At 37.5% G+C, this 22,392-nt stretch carries 22 protein-coding genes; 6 read left to right on the forward strand and 16 right to left on the reverse strand.

Annotation, left to right across the window (positions count from 1 at the left end; translation table 11 throughout):
• Positions 1–16: 16 nt before the first annotated feature.
• Positions 17–1,615: a malate synthase A gene (gene aceB, locus FJ651_RS00450; protein WP_140988433.1), complete on the reverse strand. Its 1,599-nt coding sequence runs from the start codon at positions 1,613–1,615 to the stop codon at positions 17–19.
• Positions 1,616–1,734: 119 nt separating this feature from the next.
• On the opposite strand from aceB, the gene FJ651_RS00455 reads away from it, so the two are divergent.
• Positions 1,735–3,213 carry a helix-turn-helix domain-containing protein gene (locus tag FJ651_RS00455; RefSeq protein ID WP_140988434.1) on the forward strand — a complete coding sequence of 493 codons (1,479 nt, stop codon included), beginning with the start codon at positions 1,735–1,737 and terminating at the stop codon, positions 3,211–3,213.
• Positions 3,214–3,444: 231 nt separating this feature from the next.
• Here FJ651_RS00455 and FJ651_RS00460 read toward each other — a convergent pair whose 3' ends face one another.
• The 10 genes from FJ651_RS00460 to FJ651_RS00505 all read right to left on the reverse strand — a co-directional run bounded on the left by FJ651_RS00460 (position 3,445) and on the right by FJ651_RS00505 (position 14,283).
• Complete coding sequence (locus FJ651_RS00460) at positions 3,445–5,034, reverse strand: carboxypeptidase-like regulatory domain-containing protein (RefSeq protein WP_140988435.1); 1,590 nt, start codon at positions 5,032–5,034, stop codon at positions 3,445–3,447.
• A gap of 8 nt (positions 5,035–5,042) precedes the next feature.
• A complete protein-coding gene (locus tag FJ651_RS00465; protein ID WP_140988436.1) occupies positions 5,043–5,618 on the reverse strand; it encodes a DinB family protein in 576 nt (191 codons plus the stop codon).
• An 84-nt stretch (positions 5,619–5,702) separates the two neighbouring features.
• Positions 5,703–7,091 carry a M20/M25/M40 family metallo-hydrolase gene (locus FJ651_RS00470; RefSeq protein WP_246085275.1) on the reverse strand — a complete coding sequence of 463 codons (1,389 nt, stop codon included), beginning with the start codon at positions 7,089–7,091 and terminating at the stop codon, positions 5,703–5,705.
• Between the two features lie 33 nt (positions 7,092–7,124).
• Positions 7,125–8,003, reverse strand: a complete 879-nt coding sequence (locus FJ651_RS00475) for a PPK2 family polyphosphate kinase (RefSeq protein ID WP_140988438.1) — start codon at positions 8,001–8,003, stop codon at positions 7,125–7,127.
• A 7-nt stretch (positions 8,004–8,010) separates the two neighbouring features.
• Positions 8,011–9,174: a sigma-54-dependent transcriptional regulator gene (locus FJ651_RS00480; RefSeq protein ID WP_140988439.1), complete on the reverse strand. Its 1,164-nt coding sequence runs from the start codon at positions 9,172–9,174 to the stop codon at positions 8,011–8,013.
• 32 nt (positions 9,175–9,206) lie between these two features.
• Complete coding sequence (locus tag FJ651_RS00485) at positions 9,207–10,034, reverse strand: mechanosensitive ion channel family protein (RefSeq protein ID WP_140988440.1); 828 nt, start codon at positions 10,032–10,034, stop codon at positions 9,207–9,209.
• Position 10,035: 1 nt separating this feature from the next.
• The gene (locus FJ651_RS00490) at positions 10,036–11,349 is read right to left on the reverse strand and encodes an ABC transporter permease (RefSeq protein ID WP_140988441.1); all 1,314 of its coding nucleotides are present in this window, start codon (positions 11,347–11,349) and stop codon (positions 10,036–10,038) included.
• A 2-nt stretch (positions 11,350–11,351) separates the two neighbouring features.
• Positions 11,352–12,278, reverse strand: coding sequence for an ABC transporter ATP-binding protein (locus tag FJ651_RS00495; protein WP_140988442.1), 927 nt, complete (start codon positions 12,276–12,278; stop codon positions 11,352–11,354).
• Positions 12,279–12,593: 315 nt separating this feature from the next.
• Positions 12,594–13,721, reverse strand: coding sequence for a molecular chaperone DnaJ (gene dnaJ / locus FJ651_RS00500; protein ID WP_140988443.1), 1,128 nt, complete (start codon positions 13,719–13,721; stop codon positions 12,594–12,596).
• 28 nt (positions 13,722–13,749) lie between these two features.
• Positions 13,750–14,283, reverse strand: coding sequence for a nucleotide exchange factor GrpE (locus FJ651_RS00505; RefSeq protein ID WP_140988444.1), 534 nt, complete (start codon positions 14,281–14,283; stop codon positions 13,750–13,752).
• 114 nt (positions 14,284–14,397) lie between these two features.
• Here FJ651_RS00505 and FJ651_RS00510 point away from each other — a divergent pair, with 114 nt between their 5' ends.
• Together FJ651_RS00510 and FJ651_RS00515 are read left to right on the forward strand one after the other, a co-directional pair.
• On the forward strand, positions 14,398–14,640 hold the full coding sequence (locus FJ651_RS00510; protein WP_140988445.1) for a DUF7672 family protein: 243 nt from the start codon (positions 14,398–14,400) through the stop codon (positions 14,638–14,640).
• Positions 14,641–14,654: 14 nt separating this feature from the next.
• Positions 14,655–15,383 carry a nitroreductase family protein gene (locus tag FJ651_RS00515; RefSeq protein WP_140988446.1) on the forward strand — a complete coding sequence of 243 codons (729 nt, stop codon included), beginning with the start codon at positions 14,655–14,657 and terminating at the stop codon, positions 15,381–15,383.
• Here FJ651_RS00515 and FJ651_RS00520 read toward each other — a convergent pair.
• From FJ651_RS00520 to FJ651_RS00540, 5 genes are all read right to left on the reverse strand, one after another.
• Complete coding sequence (locus tag FJ651_RS00520) at positions 15,380–17,401, reverse strand: protein-disulfide reductase DsbD family protein (RefSeq protein WP_140988447.1); 2,022 nt, start codon at positions 17,399–17,401, stop codon at positions 15,380–15,382. The genes FJ651_RS00515 and FJ651_RS00520 overlap by 4 nt on opposite strands.
• A gap of 116 nt (positions 17,402–17,517) precedes the next feature.
• Complete coding sequence (locus FJ651_RS00525; protein ID WP_140988448.1) at positions 17,518–17,919, reverse strand: rhodanese-like domain-containing protein; 402 nt, start codon at positions 17,917–17,919, stop codon at positions 17,518–17,520.
• Positions 17,920–17,925: 6 nt separating this feature from the next.
• Positions 17,926–18,243 (reverse strand): rhodanese-like domain-containing protein, encoded by a 318-nt coding sequence (locus FJ651_RS00530; protein ID WP_140988449.1) that lies wholly within the window; start codon positions 18,241–18,243, stop codon positions 17,926–17,928.
• A 102-nt stretch (positions 18,244–18,345) separates the two neighbouring features.
• Positions 18,346–18,957: a thioredoxin family protein gene (locus tag FJ651_RS00535; protein WP_140988450.1), complete on the reverse strand. Its 612-nt coding sequence runs from the start codon at positions 18,955–18,957 to the stop codon at positions 18,346–18,348.
• Between the two features lie 12 nt (positions 18,958–18,969).
• A complete protein-coding gene (locus FJ651_RS00540) occupies positions 18,970–19,512 on the reverse strand; it encodes a TlpA family protein disulfide reductase (protein ID WP_140988451.1) in 543 nt (180 codons plus the stop codon).
• Between the two features lie 130 nt (positions 19,513–19,642).
• Here FJ651_RS00540 and FJ651_RS00545 point away from each other — a divergent pair, with 130 nt between their 5' ends.
• From FJ651_RS00545 to FJ651_RS00555, 3 genes are all read left to right on the forward strand, one after another.
• Positions 19,643–20,095, forward strand: a complete 453-nt coding sequence (locus FJ651_RS00545) for a MarR family winged helix-turn-helix transcriptional regulator (protein ID WP_140988452.1) — start codon at positions 19,643–19,645, stop codon at positions 20,093–20,095.
• 17 nt (positions 20,096–20,112) lie between these two features.
• Positions 20,113–20,682, forward strand: a complete 570-nt coding sequence (locus FJ651_RS00550) for a YceI family protein (protein ID WP_140988453.1) — start codon at positions 20,113–20,115, stop codon at positions 20,680–20,682.
• A 308-nt stretch (positions 20,683–20,990) separates the two neighbouring features.
• A complete protein-coding gene (locus tag FJ651_RS00555; RefSeq protein WP_140988454.1) occupies positions 20,991–22,391 on the forward strand; it encodes an anthranilate synthase component I family protein in 1,401 nt (466 codons plus the stop codon).
• Position 22,392 lies beyond the last annotated feature (1 nt).

The following is a 22,392-nucleotide window of genomic DNA, read 5'->3' on the forward strand; positions in this document are numbered from 1 at the left end:
TTGCGAGACATTTTTTTTATATAAGTTGATATGCTGAAAGGGTTAAGAACTCTTCAAATTCTTTCTGTGTAACCAAGCGTTTAAAAAGCGTAATAGCATCGCAAAACTTGGTGTTTCTAATTTCTCCTTCACCGACTTCGGTAATTATTTTTTCAACTTCATCATCAAACATTTCATCAAATAAATCCTTATTAAAAACTCGACCGTCTTCTAAACAGGCTTCGTTTTTTAACCATTGCCAAACTTGTGTTCGAGAGATTTCTGCTGTCGCAGCATCTTCCATTAAATTATAAAGTGCAACAGCTCCAAATCCTCTTAACCAAGCTTCTAGATATAAAATACCAACGTTAATATTTTTTCTTATTCCACCTTCGGTAATAGTTCCTTCAGGAATCTCTAACAAGTCTGCTTCTGTTACAACCACATCTTCTCGTTTATTGAAAATTTGATTTGGAGTTGGCATATATTTGTCGAATTCCTTCATAGCAACTTCCACCAATGCAGGATGCGCAACCCAAGTACCGTCATGACCATTTTTGGCTTCTCGCTCTTTATCTACTCTTACCTTCTCAAGTGCCACCTTATTGGCTCGCGGATTATTTTTGATTGGAATTTGTGCGGCCATACCACCGATGGCATGAATTCCTCTTTTATGACATCGCTGAATAACCAAGTTAGAATACGCCGCCATAAAAGGTGTGGTCATGGTTACCTGATCTCTATTGGGAACTACAAAACCCGGATGATTTCTTAACTTTTTGATGTATGAAAAGATATAATCCCAACGTCCACAATTTAAACCAACAATATGATCTTTGAGCTCATAGATATATTCATCTAACTGAAAGCTTGCTGTTATGGTTTCTATTAATAAAGTAGCTTTAAAGGTGCCGTTGGGAATGTTTAAATAGTCTTGAGCAAACTCAAATACGTCATTCCACCAACGCGCTTCTAAATAGTGTTCCAATTTTGGCAAATAGAAATAAGGTGCAGATCCGTTTTCCATTAAAGTTGTACTATTATGAAAAACATAGAGTCCAAAATCGAATAAGCTACCCGACATTTCCTCTCCGTTTAACAATAAATGACGCTCATTTAAATGCAGCCCTCTTGGTCTTACTAAGAGCACCGCAGTTTCCTTATTCAACTTATAGTGTTTGCCTCGCGCCTCATCAATCAACGTTATGGTTTTATGGTTGGCATCGAGAAGATTTTTTTGCCCTTCTAGCGTGTTTTTCCAACTTGGAGCATTACTGTCTTCAAAATCTGCCATAAATGTTTTGGCACCGGAATTTAAGGCGTTGATAACCATTTTACGATCTACAGGACCTGTAATCTCTACACGACGATCTAATAAATCCTCAGGAATAGGTGCTGCCAACCAATCAGATTCTCTAATTGCTTTGGTTTCTTTGGGAAAAGAAGGAAACTCGCCCTTATCGAAAAGGAGTTGTTGTACTTCTCTTTGCTCTAACAAGTTCAAACGTGAGGAATTGAAATTTTCATGCAGCGCTGCAAGAAACTCTAAAGCCTCAGCAGTTAAAAGTTCCGGATAGAAATTGGTCACCTCTGGCGCAAATTTCAATTTTTGTTGTGTTGATACTAAAATGTCCATGCTTTTATATTTTGATGTGACAATGTTACAATCTATTTTTGAAAAAAACAAGCGAACGTTCGCTATTTTTTTATATTCGCTATTTAATTAAGTTCGCAAATAATGTTATATTTGTGCTTATGGAACAAGATTATATTAAATTAATATTTGGTTTAAAACTGAAGCAAATCCGCACAGATAAAGAACTTTCGTTGTTTGGACTTTCAAAACTATCCGGACTTTCAAAATCGTATTTAAACGAAATTGAAAAAGGAAAAAAATATCCTAAACCAGATAAAATTGCCTTATTATCGGAATGTTTAGAAGTGCCGTATGACGAAATGGTCTCCTTAAAACTCGATAAAAATCTAGCTCCAATTGGGGAGATTTTACAATCGAAGCTCTTAAAAGAAATTCCTTTAGAGTTATTCGGCATTCAAGAAAGCACCTTAATAGATATCATTTCTAATGCGCCTGCAAAAGTCACGGCCTTTATAAGTACCATTATAGAAATTGCAAAGAACTATAATTTTAGCAAGGAAAGTTTTTATTTGGCCTCAGTAAGATCGTTTCAAGAAGCCAACAATAATTATTTTGAAAATTTAGAGCAAGCGGTTTTAGCGTTTGCTAAAACTTATCACGTTGATTTAACCCAACCACTAAATTCGTCAGAGTTAGAAGATATCTTGGTTGAAGAATACGGTTACAGTATTAATAACACCGAGTTGGCATCACATACAGAGTTGGATAATTTACGTTCCATTTTTGTACCTAAAACCAAAACACTATTACTTACCAAGCATATTGATGATGCTCAAAAAACATTTATTTATGCTAAAGAAATTGCCTATAATTATCTCAAAATAACTGAGCGTCTTTACACGTTTTCATGGATTAAATTTGAAAATTTCGATCAAGTTCTAAATAATTTTTACGCCTCTTATTTTGCGGGTGCCTTAATTATTCCCAGAGCACAATTGGTTTCAGATTTGAAAATCTTATTCTCCAAAAAATCTTTCAACATTTTAGATTTTGAATCTATTATTGGTAATTACAATGCATCACCAGAATCTGTTTATCAGCGATTAACCAATATTTTACCTAACGATTTTAATCTTAAAAGTTTGTTTTTTTTAAGATTTTCTCATCAGAAAGGCAGCGATGACTTTCAGCTAAATAAAGAATTACATTTATCTAAACAGCAGTCGCCACACGCCAACGAAATTAATGAGCATTACTGCAGACGCTGGTTATCTTTAAAGGTTTTGAAAGAGATAAGCACGAATAATCATCCTCATGTTTTAGATGCACAAATTTCAAACTATCCTGATGAGGACAAAAGCTATTTTGTATTATCCTCTGCAACTGCAGACCCTTTTAAGTCGGATGCTTACAGAAGTGTAAGTGTAGGTATAAAAATTAATACGCAGTTCTATAGGAAAGTGGCTTTTGCCGATAACAAATCCTTAAAAAGAATACAAGTTGGTGTTACATGTGAGCGCTGTTCTATTAGCGATTGCGATGTAAGGCAAGCACAACCTATTATTATCAAATCGAAACAGAAGGATAAAAAAATTGAGGATGTTGTTAATCTAATTCAACACAAATACAGCAATTAAAACATTCTGCTTTTAAACTAAAGTTATGTTTTTCTATGTTATGCATTAACATAGAATAGAAACAACAAGAAAGAAATGTTTTAATATATTTATTTATAAGATGTTACCACCACACCGCATTTACATTTTGTGGTACATAAAGCCCGTGGCGATACCGTACCGGTTTACTTTAAAGGTATTGGTCAAAAGGCGTTAAAACAAGGTAAATTCTACCAACGCGCGCAATAATTTTTAGTTAGTGCGCTTCACCGTTACACTGGTTCTTAAGGGTGAATTGAGCCAATATTTTTGGATGTTGTCGCTTTCGTTTTGTTTAGATAAATTGATTGGCAAATCGTTGATCATAAAATATTGATTGTCTGGCAAAGGCTTACCTGGAAAAACCTCTTGGGCAAAGAATTCACGAAACTGATAGCCTGTTAGCAATTTGGGCTCGTAAATCTCTTGACCATCTAAATCTCTTATTCTTTTCAATTCTACAATCAGGTTCTCAACATCAAAACTACGACGTTCTACATCATCCCTGAAAAAAGGTCGCACCCATAACTCAATCGATGTATTGGTACGCGGCTTGATCTCTTCAACGTATAGCTTGACATTGCCGTACTTCATATTAAAATTACTGCGCTTAAGTGCTATTAAATCGATGGGTTTTGTAAAATCAATTCTGAATTTGTACTCATCGGGATAAAAACCAATTTCTTCTTCTTTTAATATATTAGGATCGGTCATCACAAACCGGTTGTTAAAGGTGATGTAATTGAGATACATTTGGCTGTCTTGCCTTCTGTATTCAATAGCTAGATTAAACAATGCGTTGTTTCTATCGGTATCAAACATTTCGTAATTAAAACGATGAATGGAAAAATCTTTAAGAGAAATAAGCAGATAGCCAAATACTTTATGATTAAGTCCCTGAACTTGAGGATAGGCCTGAAATTTAATGCGTACCAAAGGCTCATCGTCCAAATAAGTAATACCGTCTCTTCGTAAATTATGATTGTTGATAAAATGAGATTTAAACGCATACACAAACGAAAATGTAAACACGGCGTAATTGCGAATGGGATTGTGAACATTTAAAATGGTAAGTTCGTTACCACCATTGGCTCTGATAGAGGCATTTTGTATAAACTTTACCTCTCTGTCGTAGGGAACGATAAATGCGGAATCCCGCTTAAATTGAGAATTAGATTTGTAGGAGTATATTGACGACTTAAAACTATTGAAAGCTTCGGTAATGTTTAAAATACCCTCATCGTACATTTCAATAATCCCTTCGTTAAGATTGTAATACTGCTCATTAAAAATTTGATAGTCTCTGTAATACCCTAATACCGAAGACTGTTGACTGCTTAAATTAACCGGTATGTTTTTAATGGCCCGATATACAATTTCATTGGCTGTGAGCGCTCTTGACGATTTTACCAAATTTGATGCAGCTTCTGCTTTACGTCGTTTTGCTTCGTCTCTAACAATCACCACTTCATTGAGTGATTCTGTAGTGGGTTGTAAATAAAAACTGTTTATCTGTTCACGTAATAATGCAGACACCTCAATTTCAATGGAGTTATATCCAATACTGGTAATGATTAAAACAGTTTCCATCGATTGAAATCCCAGAGGCAGCCTGAATTCGCCTTCAGCATCTGCAATTAATCCTTGTCTAGAATCTTTAATTCTTACTGTTGCAAAAGAAATGGGTTCTTGACTAGCTGCATCTTTCAAAGCCACCTGAAGATAATCTTTGGTCTGGGCTATTAATGAAGTTAATAATGTATTGGATACTAAAAATATAACAATACATAATCCTCTCATCATTGAAGTATTTAATTTTTTACCGTTCCAGTAAAAAAACTAATATCGCTGCGTATGGGATTACCTGTCGTGCGCCTGAATGACGCAATTTGCCCACAATGCCAGATAGCATCAGAAATTGGTCCGTTAATCAAGAACCAAAACGGCATTTCCCGATTGATAAATTTGATGGGATATTTGGACAAATCGGGAGAGGTTCTTAAAATATCTGCGGTTGTTTTAAGATGCTGAAGGGTTTGTTGGCGAAGCATTACATAATCTAATTCTTCTATATTACTTGGTGGTACACTTATCTCTTGTAACGCTGTATTTCGAATCAGTATGGTCAAATCAAATATATGCTGAATGGTTTCTATGGTGGTACGACTGCCGTCTGAAGGCTTGTAATTTAAATCAGCTTCTGTTAGACCTTCGGTGGCCCAGTAAAACCTGAAGCCCAATCCGTCAATCATTCTGGCGGCTATAGCACCTTCTGAGTAAACCTCGGGGTGGTTGGGTATATTGCGGTATGGCATATCGCTGTGTAGTGTTTGTGCGTTTAATTGAATAACTAGACTCAATAATGCGAGGGTAAGTAGTGATTTCATTTAATAAAAATATATAACATCAAACAACTCAATTCAACAAGATGTTGATAACGTAATACTTGTCTAAAAACAACGCATCAAAAATCAGTCCATAACAGGTTTCAGGCGTTCCTCTTTAACAATCCCGTACTTATCAAACAAATACACCAAGGCGGTCATGGTGGCGGCACCTAGCTCCAGTTCGCGTTTGTTAACGTGCTCGAAGGTATCAATGGCCGCATGGTGGTGATCAAAATAGCGTTGCGAGTCGGGACGTAAGCCGGCCAGTACATTGGTATCGGACTTTAACGGCCCCACATCGGCACCGCTGCCACCCTTCTCGAAATAATGAATAAGATAGGGTTTAAATAAAGATTGCCAGCTTAGTATTTGCGCGTAGTTGTTATCGCCTGCCTGAAAAGAAAACCCGCGTGGGGTAAAGCCGCCCGCATCGCTTTCCAGTGCAAAGATGTGGTTTTCGCCATTGCGTTTGGCTTCTTCGGCGTATTTGGTAGCACCGCGAAGGCCGTTTTCCTCATTCATAAACAATACCACACGAAGCGAGCGCTTGGGCTTGATGCCTGAAAGTTTCATCAATCGCAACACTTCCATAGACTGTACCACACCGGCACCGTCGTCGTGAGCGCCATCGCCCAAATCCCATGAATCGAGATGGCCGCCTACCAGGATGAATTCGTTTGGAAACTCAGAACCGGTAATTTCACCAATCACATTGTAAGACTGCACATCGGGTAATTGCTGGCAACTTTGCTTAAAATAGAACTGTAAGTTAGGGTTATCAGCCAATAAAGCGCTTAATTTTTCAGCGTCGTTGGTACTAATCGCCGCCGAAGGAATGCGTTGCTCCACAGGCATATCGCCATAACTCATGGAACCCGTATGCGGATAATCGTCTAAACGCAAGTTCACCGAGCGCACAATAACACCGGCAGCTTTGTATTTAGCCGCTTCCATGGCACCGGCATAACGCTGATCTACACAACCGCCGTAAGAATCGAAAGTTTGGATTAAATCGGGCTGCATGGGTCGGTTAAAAAATACTATTTTACCCTGAATGGCTTCGGTACCCAATGCCGCCAGTTCTTCGAAGGTTTTGACTTCAACAACGGCTGCTTTTAAGCCATTACCCGGTGTTGCCACCGAGCCGCCCAAGGCGCAAATATTCACCGCCATTTGCTCACCCGGGACCGATTCAATATAAGCGTATTCCTGAAGGCCTCGAACCCATTTTGGAACCATGACCGGTTGTAGCCAAACCTTGTCTAAGCCCATTTCTTCCAATTCAGATTTGGTGTATTGCACCGCTAGTTCAGCGTTTTCACTACCCGATAATCTGCCGCCAATTTTATTAGACAAATGGTCTAACCATTGGTAACTTTGGCCATTAGTTAAAGCAGTTTTGTAAATGGTTTCTAATACTTTCTCATCGGTTTGGGCTTGTAACTCAAAACCTAAATAAAAAAGAAAAAACATTGAAGCTATTGGTTTAATTAAAGTGTTCATAGGCTATTCTTTACTAAGTTGTGCTTTATAATGTTTAAGGTTGTTTTTATCCTCATCGCTGAGTTCTGGGTTTTGAACGTCGGTATACTTGCGAAGTTCATCCAGCATGATTTTGGTTACCATGTATCTGGCTGTATGTTTTTCGTCGGCAGGAATCACATACCAGGGTGCATGTGGTTTAGAAGTTCGGTTAATGGTGTCTTCAAAAACCACCTGATAATCGTCCCACAGTTCGCGTTCTTTTAAATCATCTGAAGAAAACTTCCAGTTTTTACTGGGTTTTTCGAGTCGTCTTAACAGGCGTTGTCGTTGTTCTTCTTTTGATAAATTCAAAAAGAATTTAAAAATAATCGTGCCATTTTGAGCGATAGTCTTTTCAAAATTGTTGATTTGATCAAACCTGTTGTTCCAAAATTCTTCGGTAATGTCTGAAACGCTCTCAATTCCCGGGATATTTTCATTTAAAATATAGTGTGGTTTTACGCGAGTAATGAGCACATTCTCATAGTGAGTGCGATTAAATACCCCAAACTTGCCCCTTGCGGGTAAGGCCACATAATGCCGCCATAAAAAATCGTGTTTTAATTCCAAGGCCGAAGGTGCTTTAAAACTGTGTACCACTACACCACGCGCGTTAAAATCTTTGAACACTTCTCTAATAAGACTGTCCTTACCCGAAGTATCAATGCCCTGCAAACAAAACAACACCGAGTACTTGCCGTGGGCGTACATGACGTCTTGCCATTCACCCAAAATACGCCGCACTTTACGCAACTGTTTTTCGGTTTGTTTTTTGCTCATTTCCAAATCTACCATGGTAGGTAATTCGGAAAGCTTGATGGCATTTTCTACTTTAAATTGGCTTGGATTAAATGTTTTCATGTATGCTTTATTTACTGGCGAACAATTGAACGTCGTTTTCAGAAATAGTCTCACCACCTAAAATAATAAGGCGTTCAACCACGTTGCGCAATTCGCGAATGTTACCGGTCCAGTCGTATTTTTGAAGCAATGCAAGAGCTTCGGGTGTAAACAACTTTTTAGCGTTGCCTTGTTCTTGAGCAATTTTCTCCGCAAAGAAATCTACCAACAGCGGAATGTCTTCGCTGCGTTCATTCAATGCAGGCACTTCAATTAATATAACAGCCAGACGGTGGTATAAATCTTCTCTAAATTTACCTTTGGTTATTTCTTCCTTTAAATTTTTATTGGTGGCCGCGATTACTCTTACATCAACCTTGATGTCTTTATCGCTACCCACACGAGTTATTTTACTTTCTTGTAAAGCTCTTAACACCTTGGCCTGGGCAGATAGGCTCATATCGCCTATTTCGTCAAGAAAAATGGTGCCTTTATTAGCCGACTCGAACTTACCTTCACGGTCTTTAACAGCGCTGGTAAATGCCCCTTTAACATGACCAAATAGTTCACTTTCAATTAACTCACTCGGTATAGCAGCGCAATTAACTTCAATCATCGGGCCTGAGGAACGCTCGCTTTTTTGATGCAACCAGTGTGCCACTAACTCTTTTCCAGTGCCATTAGGACCCGTAATTAAAACACGCGCATCGGTGGGCGCAACTTTATCAATCATAATTTTTATCCGCTCAATGGCTGCACTTTCGCCAATCATTTCGTAGTTTTTGGAAACCTTCTTTTTGAGAATGGTATTTTCTTGTACCAGATTTTTGGTGTTTAAAGCAATTCTAACGGTGTTGAGTAATCGGTTTAAATCGGGTGGTTTTGAAATGTAGTCAAAAGCACCAAGGCGCATGGTTTGCACGGCCGTTTCTAAATCGCCGTGACCCGAGATCATCACAAAAACAGATTCCGGTTTAATTTTTTTGGTAGCTTCAAGCACTTCAACGCCGTCCATTTTAGGGAGTTTGATATCGCATAATACCAGATCAAAATCGGTTGATTTAATTTGCTCCATGGCATCAAGACCGTCTTCTGCTTCAAATATTTCGTATTGATTATTTTCTTCTTTTAAAATTTTAACTAATACCCGACGAATGGCAGATTCGTCTTCAATTATAAGGATTTTAGACATAGTTTTTAATTTTTATCAGGGCTTTAAATAATTTAATTTGTTTGTTTTAAATACACATCTCGCTGAGGGAACGGGATGGTAACCTTATGTTCAATGAACAGTTGGTTAATTCGGTAACGTATGTCGCTTTTTGGAAGAGCCGCCGTAAAACTATCGTTTACGGTAAAAATTAGTCTGAAATCTAACGAACTTTCTCCAAAATCCATGAATAAAACAGCAGGTTCAGGATCTTTTAAAACCCTTGGATGTTCATGGGCTGCTTGTAATAATAATTTGGTTACCAGGTTAACATCACTGCCGTAAGCCACCCCAACCTCAACAAATTCTCTAGTAAGTGCACCATTTTCAGTCCAATTAAAAAGAATCGAGGTGAGATATTTATGGTTAGGAATAACCAAAACCTTATTGCTAATAGTAACAGCACGAGTGGTTCTTAGTTTGATGTCTACCACACGACCTACTTTGCCGTCTATTTCAATGATATCGCCCACATGTACCGACTGATCCACCAAAATAAATATCCCCGAAATGATGTCTTGAAAAAACGTTTGAAGTGCTAGACCAATGCCTACCAGAAGCGCTGCTGAAGCCGTCAACACGGCCGTAAGTTGCGCTCCCATGTTTTGAAGCGATACTAAAACAACTACCAGATAAATGAAAAACTTGGTAAATGAAAAAACCGAATTAAACTTTAGCTTGTCTTCATCCGGTAGTTTACGCGTAACAATTTTTTTAACAAACTTTAAAATAAATGCGGTTATGATAAAAATAACCAGGATAACTAAGATGCCTTGAATTGATATACTGAAGTTTTCCCCTAACTGAATGGATTTATTTAAAAAGTTTTTTATTTCGTCCATTTTAATATTTTAACCATTTAAACAGTTCTTTATAACTGGGTTTTTTGCCATACATAAGAATACCTACTCTGTATATTTTAGCGGCAAACCATACGGTAAAGATAAAGGTTCCTATTAAGAGTAGCAACGATAACAGCTGTTGCCAAATGGGTACACCAAACGGAATTCGCATGAGCATTACTACAGGTGAAGTGAAGGGTACAAATGAAAAGACTGTTGAAACGGTACCATGCGGATCTTCAATCACCGTAAAAACACCCACATAAACAGCCAGAATTAAAGGCATTAAAACCGGCATCATAAATTGCTGGGTGTCGGTTTCGTTGTCAACTGCCGCACCAATAGCGGCATAAAGCGAGCTGTAGAGCAAATAGCCACCGATAAAGAAAAACAAAAAGGCCACTACCAGGTTGGCTATAGGTAAATTTTGAATGGCTATCAACACATTCTGAGCCATATTTTCGGCCTGTGGTGATTGCATAGCGTCTTGCGCCATGGCCATCTGGTCAGATTGCATTTGGGTAATATTAACACCAAATATAGCACTAACAATCGTTAATATGATACCACCCAATACCACCCAAATAACAAATTGTGTGATGCCTGCCAGTGAGGTGCCTATAATTTTTCCCATCATCAGTTGAATGGGCTTCACCGAAGAAATAATCACTTCTATAATACGACTGGTTTTTTCTTCTATCACACTACGCATGATCATGTTGCCGTAAATAATGATAAACATAAACAACAAATAACCGGCAGCACCACCAAAGGCCAACTTTAATAGGTTGTCTATTTTAGAAGACTTCTGTCCGGTAAAACTCTCCTGATTAATTTCAACCGAGATACTGGAGGACTTTATTTTTTCGATATCTACCCCTTGCGCTATTAACTGCTTGTCGGTTAGCAATTTTTCTATTTTATTTTCCAATGCACTGATCACCGTTAAGGAAGGTGATTCTTCAGAATAAAATTTGACTCCTTTTGAAATATCACTTGGGTTATCGGCCTTCGGAATGTGCAATAGTCCGTAATTTTTATTAGCCTTCACCAACTCTAATGCCGTATCTAAGGAACTATTTTCAATGATCTGATAGGTTGTAGTTTTGGTATTTTCAAATGCCTCGACCAACATACCAGTTTCATCTAAAACACTAATAGTACGCTCTTTATTGCTGTTTAGCTGCGCCAAATATGCCACAACCGAAAAAAGTGCCACTACAATTAACGGACTCAAAATGGTCATAACAATAAACGACTTGTTTTTAACCTTGGTTAAATATTCCCGCTTGATAATAAGTGATAAATGATTCATTATTAATGATTTTTTACCGTTTGAATAAATATGTCATTGGCCGATGGTACTACCTCAACAAAGTGATGTACTTCGGCCTGTTGCGTTAAATAACTCAACAATTCGTTGGGTGAGGTTTGTTCTTTTATCTTGATATTGAGTTTAACATCGTCGTTTAAATTTTTAAAGGTTGCCGGTAATACCTCAAAGTGCATTTCTAGCTTTTTAATAAGCGCATCAGAATCGGTAGTTTGAAGTCCAACCTCGTAAGTATTGGTTTTAAACTGCTTTTTAATATCGATAAGCTTACCATCCAATATCTTGTTAGACTGGTGAATAAGCGCAATGTGGTCGCACAACTCTTCAACCGATTCCATCCGGTGGGTTGAAAAAATGACGGTAGCGCCTTCATCGCGCAATCTTAAAATTTCGTCTTTAATTAAATTGGCATTTATGGGATCAAAACCGGAAAAAGGCTCATCAAAAATCAATAACTTGGGTTGGTGCAAGACCGTTACCACAAACTGTATTTTTTGCGCCTGACCTTTACTGAGTTCTTCAATTTTTTTATTCCACCACTCCGAAATATCAAACCTATCAAACCAATACTTGAGTCGTTCTTTAGCCTCAGCTTTAGACAAACCCTTGAGTTGCGCCAAATACATGACCTGCTCGCCCACCTTCATCGATTTGTAAAGTCCTCGTTCCTCCGGTAAATATCCTATATCTTTAATGTGTATCGGGTTAAGCGGCGCACCATCCAAAAAGACCGCGCCACTGTCGGGCATGGTAATTTGGTTAATAATGCGTATGAAGGTTGTTTTACCGGCTCCATTAGGACCTAGTAATCCAAATATACTTCCCTTAGGGACCGACAATGACACATTGTTAAGCGCTGTAAATTTTCCAAAGTTTTTAGAAACATTTTCAGCTACCAGTAGTTCATTCATAAAAATTGATTAACAGAGGTTTTTAATTTTTGTAAATATATTAATACTCGCGCATTTAACCCGATGATAAGTACCTTTTTTAATGATGTTTTTTTGAGAAATTAAGATTGTTTAAAATTATAATCCGATAAAAATTTCCAGCATGTAAAAGTTAAACAAAATCTAATTTAGGCTGAAATAAATCTTATTAAAAAAACAAAACCCACCCTTAATTTGACTTAAGGATGGGAAAAAATTGCTATGAAAAAGAAAAATTACCACTAAACTAGTTTAGTGACTCTGCAAATATAATACTTTTTGTTTAATCTTTAGAAATTAAGAAAACATATCTTTAACTTTTTCAAAAAAGGATTTATCGTTATGGTCTGGTTTTGGCTCAAAGTGCTCATCTGTACGCATTTCCTCAAAGAAATCCCGTTGCTTTTTGCTGAGTGTTTTTGGTGTCCAGACGTTGACATGCACCAATAAATCACCCTTACCATAGCTATTAATGCTGCTAATTCCTTTACCTCTAAGTCTTAATATTTTACCCGATTGCACGCCCGGTTCAATTTTTATACGCACCTTGCCGGTAACCGTATCAATGTCTTTAGTAGCACCTAAAATGGCATCGGGCAGACTCACATATAGGTCGTAATGAAGATTATCGCCTTCGCGCTTTAGGGTTGGGTGCGATTCTTCCTGAATAACCACCAATAAATCGCCCGGAATACCGTTGCTACCCGGTGCATCGTTACCCTTTCCTGTAACTTTTAATTGCATACCGTCAACCACACCAGCGGGTATTTTAACCGATACTGTTTCTTCTTTAAAAATTAAACCATCCGCATCGGAACCGGCAGATTTACTATCTATAATTTGACCCGAGCCACCACAAGTAGTACAAGGCGAAGCCGTTTGCATACGGCCTAAAATGGTATTGGTAATGCGTGTAATCTGACCCGAGCCGTTGCAAGTTGGACAAGTTTTATAAGTCGTACCCGGTGCAGTGACCTTGCGTTTAACCTTTAATTTCTTTTCAACACCATTGGCTATTTCATCTAAGTTAAGCTTTACTCGAATCCTTAAATTACTGCCCTTGGTACGTCTTTGTCCGCCACCGCTAAATCCGCCACCAAAACCTGAAAAACCGCCACCGCCAAAAGCGCCTCCAAATATATCGCCAAACTGACTGAAGATGTCATCCATATTCATGCCGCCACCGCCAAAGCCGCCGGCACCGTCAAAAGCCGCATGCCCATACTGATCATATCTGGCTTTTTTATCGGGATTACTCAAAATTTCGTAGGCCTCGGCCGCTTTTTTAAACATGGCTTCGGCTTCTTTATCGTCCGGATTTTTATCGGGATGATACTTTAAAGCCATTTTGCGGTAGGCCTTTTTAATTTCGGCCGCATCAGCACTTTTGTCTATCCCTAATATTTTATAATAATCTTCTTTCATGTAAATCTTATTTTGTTGTAACGGTTAATTACTGCCCAATCACGACCTTTGGGAAACGAATCACTTTATCTCCCAGTTTATAACCTTTTTCTAATATATCAACAATTTTACCTTTTAATTCTTCGGAAGGTGCCGGTATCTGCGTGATGGCTTCGTGGATATCGGCGTTAAAATCGTCACCCGGTTTTAACTCCATTTGCTCTAAACCTTTGTTTTTTAGTGTATTGTTAAGTTTGTTTTTTATAAGTTCCACACCTATCAACAACTCCTTTTCCTCAGTTTTGGATATTTCGGCATATGCACGGTCAAAATCATCCAACACCGGAAGTAATGAAACTATCACTTCCTGACCGGCAGTTTTAAAAAGGTCTATACGCTCTTTAGTAGTGCGCTTTTTATAATTTTCGAACTCAGCGAACAATCTGAGAAATTTGTCTTTTTCTTTAGCTAAATCTTCCTTTAGCTGCGCTTCAACATCAATGGTTTCATTTGGCATATCGTTATTTTGCTGTTGATCTGAGATCTTTTCTGTTTCTTCTTTTTTCTTTTTTGTTTTGGCCATTTTTATATTGTTTAAAACCTGAAATTGTAGGTTTCAAAAGTACTGCCAATATTATTAAAATGTCAAAATGTCATTAGTATTTTTTTGAGTGCTTTTATTTAGTATCTTTTCGGCATGATTAAGTTGTATTTTATAGGTTTAGGAATTCTTGTAACAGCCATTATTGCCAATGCCATTGTTGTGAAAATTGGCATTAAATCGTGGTACTACTTTATCAATCTTTTAGCAGAACACCAAATGACTGCTTTTAGCAAAATTGGTATTTTAGATTATATCTGGTTATTTATTGGCTATCCTTTGGTTTTGGCTCTGGGATATTTGGCCGGTTCAAAATTATACCACCTCATTTTTAATTAGTTATTAAACTTAATATGGAAAAAACAGTTTCTGAAGCCATCGCTTACCGAAGGTCTACCAGAGTTTACAAAAGTGAAGCCATCGATAGCGAAAAAGTCAAACAGTGTATACAAAACGCCGCACTGGCTCCCAACAGCAGTAATTTACAACTATGGGAATTTTATCATATTACCAACCCTGACACGCTATCTAAAATTTCAGCAGCCTGTTTTAATCAAAATGCGGCCAAAACAGCCCGGCAAATGGTGGTGGTGGTTACCAGAAAAGACTTGTGGAAATCACGTGCCAAGGCCAATTTGCAATTTTTAGACAATAGTTTCGCTAAGGTTGAACTAACCGAAAAACTGGAACGACGCAAAAAGCAGGCAAAAGATTATTACGGCAAGGTGATACCAACCATTTATTTTGACATCTTCGGAATATTAGGCTTTTTAAAATATATCATCTTTCAAATTGTTGGTATCTTCAGACCTATTTACAGGCAAACGCGACTTAGCGACATGCGTATTGTTGCCCATAAAAGCGCAGCATTGGCAGCCGAAAATTTTATGATTAGTATGGCCGCCATTGGTTACGATACCTGCCCGATGGAAGGCAGCGATACCTTGCGGATTAAAAAAATACTTGGCTTACCATACGGCGCCGAAATCAATATGGTAATTGGCTGCGGAATTAGAGACGAGGCAGGTATTTATGGGCCCAGATTTAGAGTACCATTCGAAGCTGTTTACAAACAAGTTTAATTGCCTTTAAAACTGGCAAGCCCAGATTTTAGCCATTCCAAGTAAGTTCCGGCATTTGGCGTGTAGGCAATGGTTTCGTTTAACAACTCCATTTCGGGATTTACTAGGACATAGTAAGGCTGAGAATTATTCTTAAAGTTAATGGTCTGTAAGGTCGCCCATTTATCGCCAATGGTTTTGATGTCTTTTATCTTTCCGTTAGGTTTTAAATAACTAAACTGTTCTCCTTCATCTAAATCACGCTTGTCGTCTATATATAAAGAAATGATGATATATTCTTCTTTCAACATTTTATAAACCTCGGGCGTACTCCATACCTGCTCTTCCATTTTTCGGCAATTAACGCATGCCCAACCCGTAAAATCAATCATAATAGGCTTATTGGCAGCTTTGGCCGCTGCAACACCTTCATCAACCGATTTATAGCATTCTAAACCTAGCGGACAATCACTTTCCTGCTGATAATAGCTGTAAAATAACGGCGGTGGAAATCCGCTTAACAACGATAAATTGGCAGCTTTGGAATTGGTTAAACCAGGAATTAAATAAATGGCAAATGCTACAGTTAACAAACCAACAGCGATTCTCGTTTTGCTTAGTTTTTGCAACGGACCGTCATGAGGAAATTTAATTTTTCCGAAGAGGTACAAGGCCAAACCGATGGCAATTAATAGCCATAAACCGATAAACAATTCTCTTTTAAGGAAACCAAGATTCAATACTAAATCGGCATTTGATAAGAATTTTAAAGCCAATGCCAGCTCAATAAAGCCTAAAACCACTTTAACGGTATTGAGCCATCCGCCCGATTTTGGCAAAGAATTTAACCATTTAGGGAACATGGCAAACAAGGTAAATGGCAAGGCCAAAGCCAGACCAAAACCGCTCATTCCCAAAGATAGTTGCATGGCACCGCCATCGGTGGTAAGGGAACTACCTAATAACGATCCTAAAATTGGTCCGGTACATGAAAACGAGACAATGGCTAGGGTTAACGCCATAAAGAAAATACCAATGGCGCCACCAACTTTATTGGCTTTACTATCTAAGGCATTGCTCCACGATGCCGGTAAGGTTAACTCGTAGTAACCAAAAAACGAAAAAGCAAACACCAAAAAGATAATGAAGAATATAATATTTAAGGTAGCATTGGTGGAAATATTATTTAAAATCTCAGGATCTACAGAGTCCAATAAATGAAATGGCAAACTCAGCAATACATAAATGAGAAAGATAAAGAAACCATACAAAATTGAATTCACCAGTCCTTTTTTAGGATCGGAAGCGCTTTTGGTGAAGAATGACACGGTTAGCGGAATCATAGGAAATACGCAAGGTGTGAGCAGTGCAATTAATCCACCGATAAATCCGAATACAAAAATCATCCAATTACTTTGCTCCTCTGCATCCTGTGGCTGATATTGATCCCACCCTGATATTTTTAAATCCAAGGCTTCAGACATGGCTTTGCTTTTTTCGTCAATTTCGGCAACGGGTAATGCGGCTGCTTCAAAATCATCGGAAAGTGGAACAATCAAAACATCGTCTCCTGTAATACATTTTTCGTCATTACAAGTCATAAAAAACACTTCAACCGTGATGCTTTTTAAGTCGGGATTTGTTAATTGAATAGTTTGGACAAATTGGGCCGAGTTACTAAAATACTTCACATCAACCTGAAATACTTCATCAAAATAAGGCGCTACATCAGGCTCTGAAGTCTCTCCGATGAGTTGGTAATCTATACCACTGTCTACAAAAGTAATATCGGTAGGTAACGGACCTTCTTCAATGTGCTGGGAATACAAATGCCACGTATCGTCTATGGTGGCATTTAAGATGATTTTAAACTCGGTATCGGATATCTTTTGGGCTTCGGCCTTAAATTTTACAGGCTCGAGGATGTTATCAAACTGTGGCTGACTTTGGTTTGAAAGCCAGTTATTATCCTTGTCATTTTGCGCAAACAGCGAAAACACCGATAACCAGGTGAAAATTATAACGTACAATGGTTTCATTGATGACGATTTGAGTGGTTGAAAAGTGCAACAAAAATAATATGACGCATTTAAATTTGCATTAAAGATTTGCTAAAATAAGTAAATTCGAGAATAACCTTGAAAAATGAGGGTGATTAGGATTTAGATTCTACACTAAAGCCTTCGTATTTCCATCGGGAGATGCCGCCTTGTAATTCGTAAATTTTTACAAATCCGGCGTTTTCTAATTTTTTGGCACATTCTGCGCTTCTGCGTCCGGTTTTACAATACAATAAAACGGGTCTGTTTTTGTCTAATCTGCTCACTTCGTCATCGAATGTTGGCGAATTAAAATCGATATTCTGTGAGTTAGGAATGGCTTCAAGTGTATGCTCTGTAGAGGTTCTCACATCTACCACCTGAACTGACTTATCATTTTGAAGTTCTAACATTTCTTCGGGCGACACCAGTTGAACCGCTCCTTTATCTTCTTTAATGCAGGAAGCCAGCGAGAACGTCAGAAATAAGATAGTGAGATGTTTTATTTTGAAATACATTTTAAATTATTGTACTGAATCGATATCGCCTTGCCATTCCATAATACCACCCAACAAATTATAAGTTTCCTTGAATCCTAGCTTTTGCATCACATCGCAAGCCTGTGCACTTCTTCTGCCCGATCGACAATACACAAAATATGTTTTATCCTTAGGCAGTTGTTCTAACTCATCAATAAAACCTTGACCTTTAAATATGTCTATATGAATGGCATTGGGAATCACACCTTCAGCAACTTCGTCTAAAGTTCTAACGTCTAAAACCACAGCATTATTACTTTGATTGAGTTGATTTGTCCACTCTTTTTGAGTTAAATCGGCCATATTTTAATAAATTGTTGAACAAAATTAACACTTTTTAATAACTTTAGACGTAAAAAAACCCGAGTTGTTACATTCGGGTTCATAAAAAATTGAAAGCTTTACTTATACTTTAATTGTGCAACCTATGGCTCTGGTTTTGGTTTCCGACACTTCTTTTCCTTTAAGCAAGGCATCAATGGCATTTTCAACATATTTAACCTGTACTGCGGATGCATCTTGATAATTGTCGTCTATAGCACCAATATATTTTACCTGATTGCCTTTATTGGTTTTTTGCAATATGTATACGTGAGGTGTTTTGGTAGCACCGTACTGCGGATAAATTTTTTGACCGGCATCCATTAAATAAGGAAAGGTAAAGCCTTTGGCCTTTGCTCTGGCTTTCATATCTTCCATGCTGTCTTTTGGCTGTACTTCGGGATTGTTGGGCATGATGGCAATTACCGGATAGCCAAGTGAAGCAAATTTTTTGTCTAGCTCAATAATTCTGTCTTCATAGGCAACGGCATACGGACAGGTATTACAAGTAAAAATAACAATAAAGCCTTTGGCGTTTTTGTAATCGGACAAGGACACCATTTTTCCGTCAATATTTTCAAGAGAGAAATCGGTGGCAATGTCGCCAATATCATAACCTTCGTTATCGTTTAAATTAGCAAAAGACAGTGTTGCAAAAATGGCTACAACACCAAGTAATGTTTTAAATACTTTCATAATTTTAAAATTTTAGTTTATAAATTGTTTTAACAGCGTTTGTAATTCTTGCTTGGAAAACGACTTTTCAAAAAATTGTCGTTTGCCTTGCCTGTATATGAGTGTTGCAGGAATGGCACCACTCCAACTTTCGTCTACTTGCGGAATCCAGCTATTCATATCCATATCGTTCAGCGCAATAACTTCAGATTGTAAATTCTTGTCAGCAATGAAGGGTTTTAACTTGCTTTCAAACTGCCTCGGAAAATCAAGACTTACCAAGATAACTTCAACCTCTTTACCTTGATACTGTTTGGTAATCTCTTCAAAATAGGGCAACTCTTTAACACAAGGCGCACACCAGGTGGCCCAAAAATTAATGATGTAAGTTTTATCGTCGGTTTTATTTAAGTAAGGTTTTAACCCTTCAAAGTCAACGATTTTTAATTCCTCAGTTTGAGCGTTAACTGCAACCTGTGCCATGTTTTCCTTTTTATCGTTACAAGAAAAACCCGCCAATAATAAAATTCCTATGAACAGTGTACGCTTAAATAAATCCTCAACTAAATCAAACATTACAATTATAATTTGTACCCATAAAATTAAAGCCTCCTTTGCACTTGTTTAAAAGTTTAACAAAAAATTAGGTTGTTAAATCTTGTTTGAACAGATATTCATCATACATTTGTATATACAAATATTGTACATGCAACAATTAGAAGATATATTGAAAACAAAACAGCCAATGCCGCTTTCGAGAAAAACGGTTTTGAATGTGTTTCATTTAAATTCTATTATAAAAGACAAATTATTATTGAGTTTAAAGCCGTACGATTTGTCAATTGAACAATTTAACGTGTTGCGCATATTAAGAGGTCAGAAAGGTCAACCTGTGAATCTGCAGGATATACAAGACAGGATGATTAATAAAATGAGTAACACCACCCGATTGGTTGATAAGCTTATTATAAAAGGTTATGTAGAGCGTTTTGTTTGTGAAAACAACCGACGAAAAGTTGAAATTTTTATTACCGAAACGGGTTTAAAGCTCTTAAAAAACTTAGATCCTGTTGTTGACGAAACTGAAAAAAGTATTACGGCTGCACTCAACGCCGAAGAACTAAAAATATTAAACACTTTAATCAATAAATTAAAATAAACAGTAAATTAAAAATTATGAACAAGAACATTCTTAAAAGCGCATTTGTTGCCGTATTGGCACTAACATTTTTCTCTTTCACCAACCTATTGGTAAAAGAAGTAAACGTAAAAGACAGTAAAATTACCTGGAAAGGTTATAAAGTAACCGGTGATCACGAAGGCACCATTAACTTAGCATCAGGAACTCTAATGTTTGAGGGTGATAAATTAAATGGTGGTAAATTTACAGTAGACATGACTACAATTACAGTGACCGATTTAACAGATGATTCTAAAGGAAAATTAGAAGGTCACCTAAAATCTGACGATTTCTTTGGGGTTGAAACTTTCCCAACTGCTTCATTCGTAATAACCGGTGTTAAAGGTAGTGCGGGTAAATATGTTGTAACAGGAGATTTAACCATCAAAAACAAAACAAATCCGTTAACTTTTGAAATGACCGTGGCCAACAATCAAGCCAATGCCACTTTAAAAATTGACAGATCTAAGTTTGACGTAAGATATGGCTCACCAAGCTTCTTTAACGACCTTAAAGACAAAGCCATTTACGACGAATTTGATATGAACGTTACTTTAATGTTCTAAAATACCCAAATGATTAATAGCACCACAAAAGAAATCCTGCCAATCGGCAGGTTTCTTTTTTTTTGATTTGTTTTAATTAAAATTCGTTTTATATTTGACCTGCGAATAAAACACATGAAAACAACAATTAATAATACTTGGTGGTGGTACCCAACAAACTTCGGTTCGTGAGGCGCATTGCATTGTATTATTCAAAATAATAAGGCTTGTCAAATCACGACAAGCCTTTTTTAATTCCTGTTAAAAAGGAAAATATAATAACGTATGATGGCAGAAACGAAAGCTTTCAACAAATTTTGACAAAACAAATGAATACATTCAGTTTACACACTCATTACAAACATATCTTAGCAGACACCATTACACCGGTAAGTATTTATCTCAAAATTAGAGATCAATACCCCAACAGCATTTTACTGGAGAGCAGCGATTATCATACCAGCGACAATAGCTTTTCGTACATTTGCTTTAACCCCATTGCTTCCATAGAAGTTAAACATGAGAAAATCTTTCAGTCCTTCCCCGACGGTAGTTTTGAAATTGGCGATACTACAAACGTAGATGTAGTAACTGAAATTCACAAATTCACACAACGTTTCAAAGTACATTCCGAAGCTACTTTTAAATTTATCAACAATGGTATTTTTGGTTTCACGGCTTACGATGCGGTTAAATATTTTGAAGATATTGATATTTCAAAAAAACCAAATCATCTCGACATACCAGATATCTATTACGCCGTTTACCAAAACATCATAGCCATTAATCATTTTAAAAACGAAGCTTATATCTTTGCGCATTGTTTTGATACAGAGCACAATTTAGAGGATATTTTGCAGCTCATTCAATCAAAAAATTATCCAAGTTACGAGTTCAGCACGCATGGTGAACCAAGCTCTAACCTCACTGATGATGCGTACATAGAACTGGTAAACAAAGCCAAAAAACACTGTAATCGCGGCGATGTCTTTCAACTGGTATTATCGCGTAAATTTTCTCAAGATTTTAAAGGCGACGAGTTCAATGTTTACCGCGCCTTGCGAAGTATCAATCCGTCGCCCTATCTGTTCTACTTTGACTACGGCAATTTTAAAATATTTGGCAGCTCACCAGAGGCACAGCTAATTGTAAACGAAGGTCTTGCCGAAATTCACCCTATTGCCGGTACTTTTAAACGCACCGGTAATGACGAGCAAGACGCCGAATTGGCTAAAAAACTCACCGCCGATAAAAAAGAAAACAGCGAGCACGTGATGTTGGTGGACCTGGCCCGAAACGATTTGAGCAGACACGGCAGCCAAGTAACTGTGAATACCTATCGCGAAGTGCAATATTTCTCACATGTGATTCACCTGGTAAGTAAAGTCACTGCTAAAAAACACACTGAAAGTTCTACCATGCAAGTGGTAGCCGACACTTTTCCGGCAGGAACATTAAGCGGTGCTCCCAAACACATGGCTATGCAGCTTATTGAAAGATATGAAAACACCAGTAGGGAATTTTATGGCGGTGCCATTGGTTTTATGGATTTTAACGGCAATTACAACCACGCCATCATGATAAGAACTTTTTTAAGTAAAAACCATCAATTGCACTGGCAAGCCGGCGCCGGTTTGGTAGCCAAATCCAATCCAAACGACGAATTACAGGAAGTATTTAACAAATTGGGCGCCTTAACCAAAGCCATTGAACTAGCAAAAGATATTTAAT

Source organism: Paucihalobacter ruber (genome assembly GCF_006494535.1).
Taxonomy (GTDB): Bacteria; Bacteroidota; Bacteroidia; order Flavobacteriales; family Flavobacteriaceae; genus Paucihalobacter; species Paucihalobacter ruber.

What these genes read in the sequence shown, in the direction of transcription:
- aceB (WP_140988433.1), bottom strand. Translation starts at nt 1,615, where the DNA reads ATGGACATTTTAGTATCAACACAACAAAAATTGAAATTTGCGCCAGAG.
- FJ651_RS00455 (WP_140988434.1), top strand. Translation starts at nt 1,735, where the DNA reads ATGGAACAAGATTATATTAAATTAATATTTGGTTTAAAACTGAAGCAA.
- FJ651_RS00460 (WP_140988435.1), bottom strand. Translation starts at nt 5,034, where the DNA reads ATGATGAGAGGATTATGTATTGTTATATTTTTAGTATCCAATACATTA.
- FJ651_RS00465 (WP_140988436.1), bottom strand. Translation starts at nt 5,618, where the DNA reads ATGAAATCACTACTTACCCTCGCATTATTGAGTCTAGTTATTCAATTA.
- FJ651_RS00470 (WP_246085275.1), bottom strand. Translation starts at nt 7,091, where the DNA reads ATGTTTTTTCTTTTTTATTTAGGTTTTGAGTTACAAGCCCAAACCGAT.
- FJ651_RS00475 (WP_140988438.1), bottom strand. Translation starts at nt 8,003, where the DNA reads ATGAAAACATTTAATCCAAGCCAATTTAAAGTAGAAAATGCCATCAAG.
- FJ651_RS00480 (WP_140988439.1), bottom strand. Translation starts at nt 9,174, where the DNA reads ATGTCTAAAATCCTTATAATTGAAGACGAATCTGCCATTCGTCGGGTA.
- FJ651_RS00485 (WP_140988440.1), bottom strand. Translation starts at nt 10,034, where the DNA reads ATGGACGAAATAAAAAACTTTTTAAATAAATCCATTCAGTTAGGGGAA.
- FJ651_RS00490 (WP_140988441.1), bottom strand. Translation starts at nt 11,349, where the DNA reads ATGAATCATTTATCACTTATTATCAAGCGGGAATATTTAACCAAGGTT.
- FJ651_RS00495 (WP_140988442.1), bottom strand. Translation starts at nt 12,278, where the DNA reads ATGAATGAACTACTGGTAGCTGAAAATGTTTCTAAAAACTTTGGAAAA.
- dnaJ (WP_140988443.1), bottom strand. Translation starts at nt 13,721, where the DNA reads ATGAAAGAAGATTATTATAAAATATTAGGGATAGACAAAAGTGCTGAT.
- FJ651_RS00505 (WP_140988444.1), bottom strand. Translation starts at nt 14,283, where the DNA reads ATGGCCAAAACAAAAAAGAAAAAAGAAGAAACAGAAAAGATCTCAGAT.
- FJ651_RS00510 (WP_140988445.1), top strand. Translation starts at nt 14,398, where the DNA reads ATGATTAAGTTGTATTTTATAGGTTTAGGAATTCTTGTAACAGCCATT.
- FJ651_RS00515 (WP_140988446.1), top strand. Translation starts at nt 14,655, where the DNA reads ATGGAAAAAACAGTTTCTGAAGCCATCGCTTACCGAAGGTCTACCAGA.
- FJ651_RS00520 (WP_140988447.1), bottom strand. Translation starts at nt 17,401, where the DNA reads ATGAAACCATTGTACGTTATAATTTTCACCTGGTTATCGGTGTTTTCG.
- FJ651_RS00525 (WP_140988448.1), bottom strand. Translation starts at nt 17,919, where the DNA reads ATGTATTTCAAAATAAAACATCTCACTATCTTATTTCTGACGTTCTCG.
- FJ651_RS00530 (WP_140988449.1), bottom strand. Translation starts at nt 18,243, where the DNA reads ATGGCCGATTTAACTCAAAAAGAGTGGACAAATCAACTCAATCAAAGT.
- FJ651_RS00535 (WP_140988450.1), bottom strand. Translation starts at nt 18,957, where the DNA reads ATGAAAGTATTTAAAACATTACTTGGTGTTGTAGCCATTTTTGCAACA.
- FJ651_RS00540 (WP_140988451.1), bottom strand. Translation starts at nt 19,512, where the DNA reads ATGTTTGATTTAGTTGAGGATTTATTTAAGCGTACACTGTTCATAGGA.
- FJ651_RS00545 (WP_140988452.1), top strand. Translation starts at nt 19,643, where the DNA reads ATGCAACAATTAGAAGATATATTGAAAACAAAACAGCCAATGCCGCTT.
- FJ651_RS00550 (WP_140988453.1), top strand. Translation starts at nt 20,113, where the DNA reads ATGAACAAGAACATTCTTAAAAGCGCATTTGTTGCCGTATTGGCACTA.
- FJ651_RS00555 (WP_140988454.1), top strand. Translation starts at nt 20,991, where the DNA reads ATGAATACATTCAGTTTACACACTCATTACAAACATATCTTAGCAGAC.